The organism is Streptomyces sp. NPDC058464 (genome assembly GCF_042721035.1).
In the GTDB taxonomy this organism is placed as follows: domain Bacteria; phylum Actinomycetota; class Actinomycetes; order Streptomycetales; family Streptomycetaceae; genus Streptomyces.
Genome location: NZ_JBHXMA010000084.1, coordinates 1 through 9,746, shown reverse-complemented (window position 1 = coordinate 9,746; position 9,746 = coordinate 1). Strand labels below are relative to the sequence as shown.

The 9,746-nt window shown below is 71.9% G+C and carries 8 protein-coding genes; 3 read left to right on the top strand and 5 right to left on the bottom strand.

Annotation, left to right across the window (positions count from 1 at the left end; genetic code table 11):
• Nucleotides 1-176: 176 nt before the first annotated feature.
• From ACFWPQ_RS50345 to ACFWPQ_RS50325, 5 genes are all read right to left on the bottom strand, one after another.
• Complete coding sequence (locus tag ACFWPQ_RS50345) at nucleotides 177-1,883, bottom strand: uroporphyrinogen-III synthase (protein WP_384051637.1); 1,707 nt, start codon at nucleotides 1,881-1,883, stop codon at nucleotides 177-179.
• Complete coding sequence (hemC, locus tag ACFWPQ_RS50340; RefSeq protein WP_384051635.1) at nucleotides 1,880-2,839, bottom strand: hydroxymethylbilane synthase; 960 nt, start codon at nucleotides 2,837-2,839, stop codon at nucleotides 1,880-1,882. Before hemC ends, ACFWPQ_RS50345 begins: the two co-directional genes overlap by 4 nt.
• Nucleotides 2,836-4,539: a glutamyl-tRNA reductase gene (locus ACFWPQ_RS50335; RefSeq protein WP_384051632.1), complete on the bottom strand. Its 1,704-nt coding sequence runs from the start codon at nucleotides 4,537-4,539 to the stop codon at nucleotides 2,836-2,838. Before ACFWPQ_RS50335 ends, hemC begins: the two co-directional genes overlap by 4 nt.
• Nucleotides 4,536-5,291: a redox-sensing transcriptional repressor Rex gene (locus tag ACFWPQ_RS50330; protein WP_384051629.1), complete on the bottom strand. Its 756-nt coding sequence runs from the start codon at nucleotides 5,289-5,291 to the stop codon at nucleotides 4,536-4,538. Before ACFWPQ_RS50330 ends, ACFWPQ_RS50335 begins: the two co-directional genes overlap by 4 nt.
• 280 nt (nucleotides 5,292-5,571) lie before the next feature.
• Nucleotides 5,572-5,847, bottom strand: coding sequence for a glutaredoxin family protein (locus ACFWPQ_RS50325; protein WP_361306029.1), 276 nt, complete (start codon nucleotides 5,845-5,847; stop codon nucleotides 5,572-5,574).
• Nucleotides 5,848-5,995: 148 nt separating this feature from the next.
• On the opposite strand from ACFWPQ_RS50325, the gene ACFWPQ_RS50320 reads away from it, so the two are divergent.
• The 3 genes from ACFWPQ_RS50320 (at nucleotide 5,996) to ACFWPQ_RS50310 (ending at nucleotide 9,704) form a co-directional block, all read left to right on the top strand.
• Nucleotides 5,996-6,919 carry an HAD-IB family hydrolase gene (locus ACFWPQ_RS50320; RefSeq protein ID WP_361306027.1) on the top strand — a complete coding sequence of 308 codons (924 nt, stop codon included), beginning with the start codon at nucleotides 5,996-5,998 and terminating at the stop codon, nucleotides 6,917-6,919.
• 469 nt (nucleotides 6,920-7,388) lie between these two features.
• The gene (locus tag ACFWPQ_RS50315; protein WP_384051626.1) at nucleotides 7,389-8,228 is read left to right on the top strand and encodes an ECF subfamily RNA polymerase sigma factor, BldN family; all 840 of its coding nucleotides are present in this window, start codon (nucleotides 7,389-7,391) and stop codon (nucleotides 8,226-8,228) included.
• 234 nt (nucleotides 8,229-8,462) lie between these two features.
• The gene (locus tag ACFWPQ_RS50310) at nucleotides 8,463-9,704 is read left to right on the top strand and encodes a DUF5667 domain-containing protein (RefSeq protein ID WP_384051624.1); all 1,242 of its coding nucleotides are present in this window, start codon (nucleotides 8,463-8,465) and stop codon (nucleotides 9,702-9,704) included.
• The last annotated feature ends 42 nt before the right edge of the window (nucleotides 9,705-9,746 follow it).

Sequence of the window (9,746 nt, the reverse complement as noted above, 5' to 3'; positions counted from 1 at the left end):
CCGGGGCGTGGTCGGTCCTGTACGACGCCCGGGGCACCGAACTCCTCGCGGCGGGGCGCCCCCCCCCCCCCCCCGGCCCCCGGCGCGCACCCCCCCGGCACCCCCACCCGCCGGCCCGCGGGCGGCAGGCCGGGGCGCGCCCCCCCCCCCCCCACCCCTCTCTCACCTCACGCACCTCAGGTAGTGGTACGCCTCCGCCGCGCCCCCGGCCGCCGCTCACTCGGCCGAGTCACCGGATCCCCGGCCTCCAGCGCGCTCGCGCGCCTCCGCAAGCCGAACTCGGCGAGCGCCTCCGCCAGCTTCCCCGCGGACGGCTCCGGAGCCATCACGTCCACCCGCAGCCCGTGCTCCTCGGCCGTCTTGGCCGTCGCGGGCCCGATACAGGCGATCACCGTCACGTTGTGCGGCTTCCCAGCGATACCCACCAGGTTCCGCACGGTCGACGACGACGTGAAGAGCACCGCGTCGAACCCGCCGCCCTTGATCGCCTCCCGGGTCTCGGCCGGCGGCGGCGACGCCCGCACCGTCCGGTAGGCGGTCACGTCGTCCACCTCCCACCCGAGCTCGATCAGCCCGGCGACCAGCGTCTCCGTGGCGATGTCGGCGCGCGGCAGGAACACCCGGTCGATCGGGTCGAAGACGGGGTCGTACGGCGGCCAGTCCTCCAGGAGACCCGCGGCGCTCTGCTCACCGCTCGGCACGAGATCCGGCTTCACGCCGAAGGCGACCAGCGCCTTGGCGGTCTGCTCCCCGACCGCCGCGACCTTGATCCCCGCGAAGGCCCGGGCGTCGAGCCCGTACTCCTCGAACTTCTCGCGGACCGCCTTCACCGCGTTGACCGACGTGAAGGCGATCCACTCGTACCGCCCGGTGACGAGCCCCTTCACGGCCCGCTCCATCTGCTGGGGCGTGCGCGGCGGCTCGACGGCGATCGTCGGCACCTCGTGCGGCACGGCCCCGTAGGACCGCAGCTGGTCGGAGAGCGACGCCGCCTGCTCCTTCGTCCGCGGCACGAGCACCTTCCAGCCGAACAGCGGCTTGGACTCGAACCACGACAACTGGTCGCGCTGGGCGGCGGCGGACCGCTCACCGACCACGGCTATCACCGGCCGGCCGCCGTCCGGCGAGGGCAGCACCTTCGCCTGCTTCAGCGTCTGCGCGATGGTGCCGAGGGTGGCGGTCCAGGTCCGCTGCCGGGTCGTCGTACCGGCGACGGTGACGGTCAGCGGGGTGTCCGGCTTGCGGCCGGCGGCGACCAGCTCGCCGGCGGCCGCGGCCACCGAGTCGAGCGACGTCGACACGACGACCGTCCCGTCCGAGGCGCCGACCTCGGTCCAGCACCGGTCCGAGGCGGTACGGGCGTCCACGAAGCGGACGTCCGCGCCCTGCGCGTCCCGCAGCGGCACACCGGCGTACGCCGGCACCCCGACCGCGGCCGCGACACCCGGCACGACCTCGAACGGCACACCCGCGGCGGCGCAGGCGAGCATTTCCTCGGTCGCGTACGTATCAAGTCCCGGGTCCCCGGACACCGCACGGACGACCCGCCTGCCACCCCGCGCGGCCTCCATGACAAGATGAGCCGCATCCCGCACGGGCGGGAGGGAAGCGGTTGTTGACGCACCGTCAACAACCGTCAGTTGAGGCGTGCCTGTGCCCGGATACGGGTCCGACGACGGATCCGTACTCGTGGTCACGACGGAGACGCCCTGCCTGGCGTGGGCTCTGATCACGTCGAGCACGTCGTGCTCGGCGACCAGGACGTCCGCGCTGGACAGTGCCTCCACGGCACGCAAGGTCAGCAGTCCCGGATCTCCGGGTCCGGCACCCAGGAAGGTGACGTGCCCGTGTTCCAGGCCGGCGGGAAGGTTGGTGGGGCTCACTGTGCTCGCTCCCCCATCAGACCGGCCGCGCCCTGGGCAAGCATCTCGGCGGCGAGTTCGCGACCGAGCGTCATCGCCTGGTCGTATGTCTCGGGCACGGGACCGGTGGTGGACATCTGCACCATCCGGGTGCCGTCGGTCGTGCCGACGACTGCCCGCAGGCGCATTTCCTTGACAATCTGCCCGTCGGCCAGCAGGTCGGCCAGCGCGCCCACAGGGGCGGAGCAGCCGGCCTCCAGGGCGGCGAGCAGTGATCGCTCGGCGGTCACGGCGACCCGCGTGAACGGGTCGTCGAGTTCCCCGAGCAGGGCGACGAGCTCCGCGTGGTGCGCGGCGCACTCGATCGCCAGTGCCCCCTGGCCGGGGGCGGGCAGAACCGTGTCGACCGACAGGAAGTCGGTCACCTCGTCGATGCGGCCGATCCGGTTCAGTCCGGCGGCCGCCAGTATGACGGCGTCCAGCTCTCCGTCGCGGACGTATCCGATGCGGGTGTCGACGTTTCCGCGTATCGGCACCGTCTCGATGTCCAGCCCGTGGCTGCGCGCGTACGCGTTCAGCTGCGCCGTCCGGCGCGGTGAACCCGTGCCGATGCGCGCCCCGCGGGGCAGGTCGGTGAACTTCAGCGCGTCCCGGGCGACGATCACGTCGCGCGGGTCCTCGCGCACCGGTACGGCGGCCAGGACCAGGTCGGCGGGCTGGGTGGTCGGGAGGTCCTTCAGCGAGTGAACCGCGAAGTCGACCTCGCCGCGCAGCAGCGCGTCCCGCAGGGCGGTCACGAAGACACCCGTGCCGCCGATCTGTGCGAGGTGCTCGCGGGAGGTGTCGCCGTAGGTGGTGATCTCCACCAGCTCGACGGGCCGCCCGGTCACCCGGCTCACGGCTTCCGCCACCTGCCCGGACTGGGCCAGGGCGAGTCTGGATCGCCTGGTCCCCAGCCTCAGTGGATTGTCACTCATGCCGGTCGGTCCTTCTTGTCTGTGCTGTCCACGGCCCGGGAGACGGCGGCAACCGTCTCGGGGTCGAGGTCGAACAGGGTCCGCAGCGCGTCCGCGTACCCGGCGCCGCCGGGCTCGGCCGCGAGCTGCTTGACCCGTACGGTCGGCGCGTGCAGCAGCTTGTCGACGACCCGGTGCACGGCCTGCCGGATCTCTCCGCGCTGCCGGTCGTCCAGGTCGGGCAGCCGCCCGTCGAGCCGCGCGATCTCGCCCGCGACGACGTCGGCGGCCATCGTCCGCAGGGCCACGACGGTGGGCGTGATGTGCGCCGCCCGCTGGGCCGCGCCGAAGGCCGCCACCTCGTCCGAAACGATCCGCCGGACCTCGTCCACGTCGGCCGCCATCGGGGCGTCCGCGGACGCCTCGGCCAGCGACTCGATGTCCACAAGGCGCACCCCGACCAGCCGGTGCACGGCCGCGTCGATGTCGCGGGGCATGGCGAGGTCGAGGAGGAAGAGCGCGGGAGCGGGCCGGACGAACCCGGCGACCGGCTCCGGCCTGCGCCGCTCCGGGATCCGGCCGACCCGGGCGGCGGCCGCGGCCAGCGCCCCGATCAGCTCGGCCTCCGCCTCGGCCTCGGCCTCGGGGTTACGACGGCCGGCCTCCCGGATGTCGACGGTCCCGTTGTCCACCCAGGCGGCGTGCTGTTCCAGTTCGGCGGCGGCCATCCCGGCGACGGCGGCCTCCCCCATCACGGAGAACCCGCTCTGCGCGGCGGTGAGGTCGAGCGGGCAGTTCTCGTCGGTGCCGAGACCGACGGCCGACCTCGGCACGAGCTGCGCGGGACGGTCGTCCTCGATCTCGGCGACGGGTTCGCCGATGCGCCCCTCGACCGCGGCCGCGACCGCGTCGGCACTGAGGACCAGCCCCGTCGCCCCCGTGCACGACACCACGACGTCGGCACGTGTCAGCTCGCCCGGCACCGCATCCATCGGTACCGCGCGGGCCGCCACGTCCGTCTCGTCGTTGTCGATGAGGATCTGGGCGAGCCGCTCCGCACGGTCGAACGTGCGGTTCGCGACGACGATCTCCGCGACCCCCGCCCGCGCGAGCGTCGCGGCGGCCAGCGAGGACATCGATCCGGCGCCGATGACCAGCGCCTTCCTGCCCCTGGCCCATTCCTGCACATCGCCGCCGGCGGCGAGCTGCTCCAGTCCGAACGTGACCAGGGACTGCCCGGCCCGGTCGATCCCGGTCTCGGAGTGGGCGCGCTTGCCGACCCGCAGTCCCTGCTGGAACAGGTCGTTCATCAGCCGCCCGGCGCTGTGCAGCTCCTGCGCGCGGGCCAGGGAGTCCTTGAGCTGCGCGAGGATCTGCCCCTCGCCGACGACCATCGAGTCGAGCCCGCAGGCCACCGAGAACAGGTGGTGGACGGCCCGGTCCTCGTAGTGCACGTAGAGATAGGGGGTGAGCTCGTCCAGCCCGACCCCGCTGTGCTGGGCGAGCAGCGTGGACAGCTCGGCGACCCCGGCGTGGAACTTGTCCACGTCGGCGTAGAGCTCGATGCGGTTGCAGGTCGCGAGCACGGCGGCCTCGGTGGCCGGTTCGGCGGCGACCGTGTCCTGGGCCAGCTTGACCTGGGCGTCCGCGCTCAGCGCGGCCCGCTCCAGGACGCTGACCGGGGCGCTGCGGTGGCTCAGCCCGACGACGAGGAGACTCATGCCGGCATCACGGCGGGTACGTCCCCGTCGGGCCCCTGCTCGCTGGAGTCCTGGTGCGCGGCGACGGGCGGAGCCGTCCCCTCGTGCTCCTCGCCGGCCTTGCGCTGCTCGTGGAAGGCGAGGATCTGCAGCTCGATGGAGAGGTCGACCTTGCGCACGTCGACGCCGTCCGGGACGGACAGCACGGTCGGCGCGAAGTTCAGGATGGAGGTGACCCCGGCGGCCACCAGCCGGTCGCAGACCTGCTGGGCGACGCCGGGCGGGGTGGTGATCACGCCGATGGAGACGCCGTTGTCGGAGATGATCTTCTCCAGCTCGTCGCTGTGCTGCACGGCGATCCCGGCGACCTGCCGCCCGGTCATCGCCGGATCGGCGTCGATGAGCGCCGCGACCCGGAAACCGCGCGACGCGAACCCGCCGTAGTTGGCGAGGGCGGCCCCGAGATTTCCGATACCGACGATCACGACCGGCCAGTCCTGGGTCAGGCCCAGCTCACGGGAGATCTGGTAGACGAGATACTCGACGTCGTAGCCGACACCGCGCGTTCCGTACGAACCCAGGTAGGAGAAGTCCTTGCGCAGCTTCGCGGAGTTGACCCCCGCGGCCGCGGCCAGCTCCTCCGAGGAGACCGTGGGGACCGAGCGCTCCGACAGCGCGGTCAGAGCGCGGAGGTACAGCGGAAGCCGGGCGACGGTGGCCTCGGGGATACCTCGGCTGCGGGTCGCCGGTCGGTGAGTTCGGCCAGTTGCCACGGTGCTCCAACGGGTTGAGCGGGGCTGCGGACGGTCACACGTACCCAGACCGCCCCGTCGACAGCAGGCTATGTCTTTGTGAACGCGTGCACAAAGATGGTGTCCGATTTGCCCGGCCAACGTGACCGGGGTCACGCACCCCCGGCGCCGCCGTCCGGAACCGGCGCACAAGCGCCCGCGCTCCCTCTCCGATGGGGGCAAAACCGTACACTCTCCTTACGAATCCCGCCCCCGAGACCAAGCCGCCGTCGATCCTAAGCGACTTTGCAGCCGGTTTGGACTAGTCGGTCAGTGCCTTGCGGAGCCGTTCCTCGTTCACGCGCCAGAAGGTGTGCTGTTCGCCGTCGACGAGTACCACGGGGATCTGTTCCCAGTAGAGATCGTGCAGTTGCGCATCCTGGGTGATGTCCTGCTGCTCCCAGGGCACTCCGAGGTCGCCGCACACCTTCTCGACCACGACCTGTGCGTCATCACACAGATGGCAGCCGGGTTTACGGATGAGGGTGACCGATCGCGCACTCGGCGCGGGCGCCTTCCGGCCAAAGAGGGGACTCATGACGTCCATTGTCCCGCCCCTGGGAGGGCATGTCCGCCGCCTTCTGCACGGGTTCTTCGCTTTGTTTAACGACCTGGTCGCGGAGAGTTCACACCCATCCAACTCCCGTGACTCCGGAACCTCCGAACAAACTGGCTATGCTCACGACATGGCCGCTCTCGGATGGCTCACTCCCCGTAGGCGCTCCGCCACGGCGCGGAGCGTGTTGGCAGGCGAGGCCTCGGCGGAGGCCGCGCGCAAGAACCAGGAAGCGACGGCACCCCTCGACGAGGCCGCGGAGCCGGACTTTCCCGTGCTCGGCGACGACAGGGCCGCCGCGTTCTTCGACCTGGACAACACCGTCATGCAGGGCGCCGCCATCTTCCACTTCGGCCGTGGCCTGTACAAACGGAAGTTCTTCGAGACCCGCGACCTCGCCAGGTTCGCCTGGCAGCAGGCGTGGTTCCGGCTGGCCGGCGTCGAGGACCCCGAGCACATGCAGGAGGCGCGGGACTCCGCCCTCTCCATCGTGAAGGGCCACCGGGTCGCGGAGCTCCAGACCATCGGCGAGGAGATCTACGACGAGTACATGGCCGAGCGCATCTGGCCCGGCACCCGCGCCCTCGCCCAGGCCCACCTGGACGCGGGCCAGAAGGTGTGGCTCGTCACAGCGGCCCCGGTGGAGATCGCCGGCGTGATCGCCCGCCGGCTGGGCCTGACCGGCGCGCTGGGCACGGTCGCCGAGTCGGTGGACGGCGTCTACACGGGCAAGCTGGTCGGCGAGCCCCTGCACGGCCCGGCGAAGGCGGAGGCGGTACGCGCCCTGGCCGCCGCCGAGGGCCTGGACCTCTCCCGCTGCGCGGCCTACAGCGACTCCCACAACGACATCCCGATGCTCTCCCTGGTCGGCCACCCCTACGCCATCAACCCCGACACGAAGCTGCGCAAGCACGCCCGCGAACTGGACTGGCGGCTGCGCGACTACCGCACGGGGCGGAAGGCGGCGAAGGTCGGGATCCCGGCGGCGGCCGGGGTGGGCGCGGTCGCCGGTGGCACTGCGGCCGCGATCGCGTTGAGCCGACGGCGTCGATAGTTCAGTTCGGCGTCGGCCGAGCAGGACATCGCCGTAGCGCCGCGGGCCGGTTCCCGGCTGCGGGTGCGATGCGGCTGATCGCGCAGTTCCCCGCGCCCCTGACGGGGCGCTGCTCAACCATGCCCTACATAGCTGCGGGCAGGCGTGCCGCAGGGCGGCACGGGTGGGCGTCCCCACCCCCGCCCCAACCCCAACCCCAACGCGCCCGGAATTATCGCGCGGTCACCCCAACACGCCCCGCACATCGCCGAAACCCGCACGTTTCCGTTCAACAACCGATCACTCTCAGGCCCTTGAGCCACCGCCAAACGGTTATAGAAGCGACGCAATCGATGATTTGAGCAACTCGGTGTAGCAGTGCCTGCACGAAGCGTTATTCTCCTCAGACGCAAACCGGTACCCCTCCGTCGCTACGACGGGTGAAAGGTTCGGTACTGCACGTGATGAAAGCTCTGCCTCTGGGAGTCCCGTGTACCCACACGTCGGGGTTGACGCCTCGGGCCTGGCTACGCTGCGCGCAACAGTCGCGACGGTCAAAGAGACGCTGCGCGGCCTTGTCCCGACCGCGTACGCCGTCCCCGCCTTCGCCAACGCCGCACCCGTCGGCCCGTGCTACGCACTGGCCGACGGCATGGAACAGGTGCCTGCGCGCAGCGCCGTCGTCGAGGGCCGCCGGTCCGGCGACGGACGCGGCACGGGCAGACGCGGCCGCGCCGCCGGCACCGGCGCCACCACCACCCGCCGCCCGGCCGCGGACAGCGACAGCGCCCGGATGATGGACCTCGTGGAGCGCGCCCAGGCCGGCGAGGCCGACGCCTTCGGCCGCCTCTACGACCAGTACAGCGACACCGTGTACCGCTACATCTACTACCGCGTCGGCGGCAGGGCGACCGCCGAGGACCTCACCAGTGAGACGTTCCTGCGCGCCCTCAGAAGGATCGGCACCTTCACCTGGCAGGGCCGCGACTTCGGCGCCTGGCTGGTCACCATCGCCCGCAACCTGGTCGCCGACCACTTCAAGTCGAGCCGCTTCCGTCTGGAGGTCACCACCGGCGAGATGCTCGACGCCAACGAGGTCGAGCGCTCCCCGGAGGACTCCGTCCTGGAGTCCCTCTCCAACGCGGCCCTGCTCGACGCCGTACGACGCCTCAACCCCCAGCAGCAGGAGTGCGTGACGCTCCGCTTTCTCCAGGGCCTCTCGGTCGCCGAGACCGCCCGGGTGATGGGCAAGAACGAGGGCGCCATCAAGACCCTCCAGTACCGGGCCGTGCGCACTCTCGCCCGGCTCCTGCCGGACGACGCCCGCTGAACCGGCCACCCTGGGCGACGTCCAACTTACGTTCCGTGAAAGCGTGTTGCCTTTCTCAGCCGATCACCGGCCGTCCGTAACCCAAGTGCCGAGCCGCTCGTTGTGCGGGATACAGGCTCCCTGTGGTCACGTCCGACCAGACCCCGGTCACCCGATCGTGTGGACCGGTCGAGGGCGTGCAACCCTCAGGACCCCCTGGGGAGTCGACTGTCATGACGAGAGGAGGTGCCGCCAGTGATCGCGAACGTATCGGCCCACCGGCGGGCGAGCGCCTTCGCCCAGGCTCTGGAGGAGCAGCCCGACCGGGACCCGGCCGCCGAGCGGTCCGGGGGACCGGCGGGCGATCCACCGGCCACCCCGGACCGTGGCGAACGGACCGAGCAGGGCGAGTTGTTGGCCCTGGCGACGGAGCTCGCCGCGCTGCCCAGGCCGGAGCTCGACCCGGAGGTCAAGGTCGTCCAGCGGGCGCAGCTGGTGGCCGCGATGGAGGCCATGCTCGCCGAGGGCACCCTGGGCAGGGCGGCGGACGCTTCGGTACCCGAGCAGCGTGCGTCCCGTTCCAAGGGCGCGCATCGGGCGAGCCCCCTGGGCAAGTTGCGGCCGCGTTCCCGGCTCACCAAGGGGCTCGCCGCGGGCGGCCTGAGCGTCGGCGTGGCCGCCGGAGCCTTCGGCGGGGTCGCCGCCGCGAGCTCCGACGCCCTGCCCGGCGACTCGCTGTACGGCCTCAAACGCGGCATCGAGGACTTCAAGCTCAACTATCTGGCCGACGGCGACGACCAGCGCGGCCAGACCTACCTCGACCAGGCCTCGACCCGGCTGATGGAGGCCCGCCGGCTGATGGAGCGGGGCCGCGGCGGCCACCTCGACCACGAGTCGATCGGTGAGATCCGCCGCACCCTGTCCGGCATGCAGCAAGACGTCACCGAGGGCCACCGCCTGCTCCACGAGGCGTACGAGCGCGACCCGGACTCCCTGGGACCCATCCAGGCCCTGTCCGCCTTCGCCCAGTCCCACCGCGAGGCCTGGGGCGCCCTGCGCGAGAAGCTCCCGGTCCAGCTCGGCGACGTCAGTCAGCAGGTGTCGTCGGTCTTCGACGCCATAGACCAGGAGGTCGCCCCGCTGCAGTCCCTGCTCCCCCAGCCGCCCCAGAACACCGGCGGCACCGGCAAGCAGGGCTCCGGCACGGCGTCCACCGGCTCCTCCGGCAGCCACCGGTCGACGGCCCCGTCCACCTCAGGCAGCTCCGCCTCGGGCCACGACTCCGGCACGGGCAGCCCCAGCGGCTCGGCCTCCGGCAGCGCCGACAACGGCCTGATCGGCGGCACCACCGGCGGCCTGCTCGACCCCCCGAAGACCGGCTCGAGCACCCCGACCCCGTCGAAGAGCGCATCCAGCGCCCCGGACGTCACCCTGCCCCCGCTCCTGCCAGGTCTCCTGCCAGGCCTGGGCATCGACAGCGAGGACAGCAGTAACTAACACCCCCGCGCCCCCAAGGTGGCGAAGCCGCCGCCTTGGGGG

Bases quoted from the DNA above. Each gene is read 5' to 3' on its own strand.
- hemC (WP_384051635.1), bottom strand. From the start codon at position 2,839: ATGAGTGACAATCCACTGAGGCTGGGGACCAGGCGATCCAGACTCGCC.
- ACFWPQ_RS50325 (WP_361306029.1), bottom strand. From the start codon at position 5,847: ATGAGTCCCCTCTTTGGCCGGAAGGCGCCCGCGCCGAGTGCGCGATCG.
- ACFWPQ_RS50335 (WP_384051632.1), bottom strand. From the start codon at position 4,539: ATGAGTCTCCTCGTCGTCGGGCTGAGCCACCGCAGCGCCCCGGTCAGC.
- ACFWPQ_RS50320 (WP_361306027.1), top strand. From the start codon at position 5,996: ATGGCCGCTCTCGGATGGCTCACTCCCCGTAGGCGCTCCGCCACGGCG.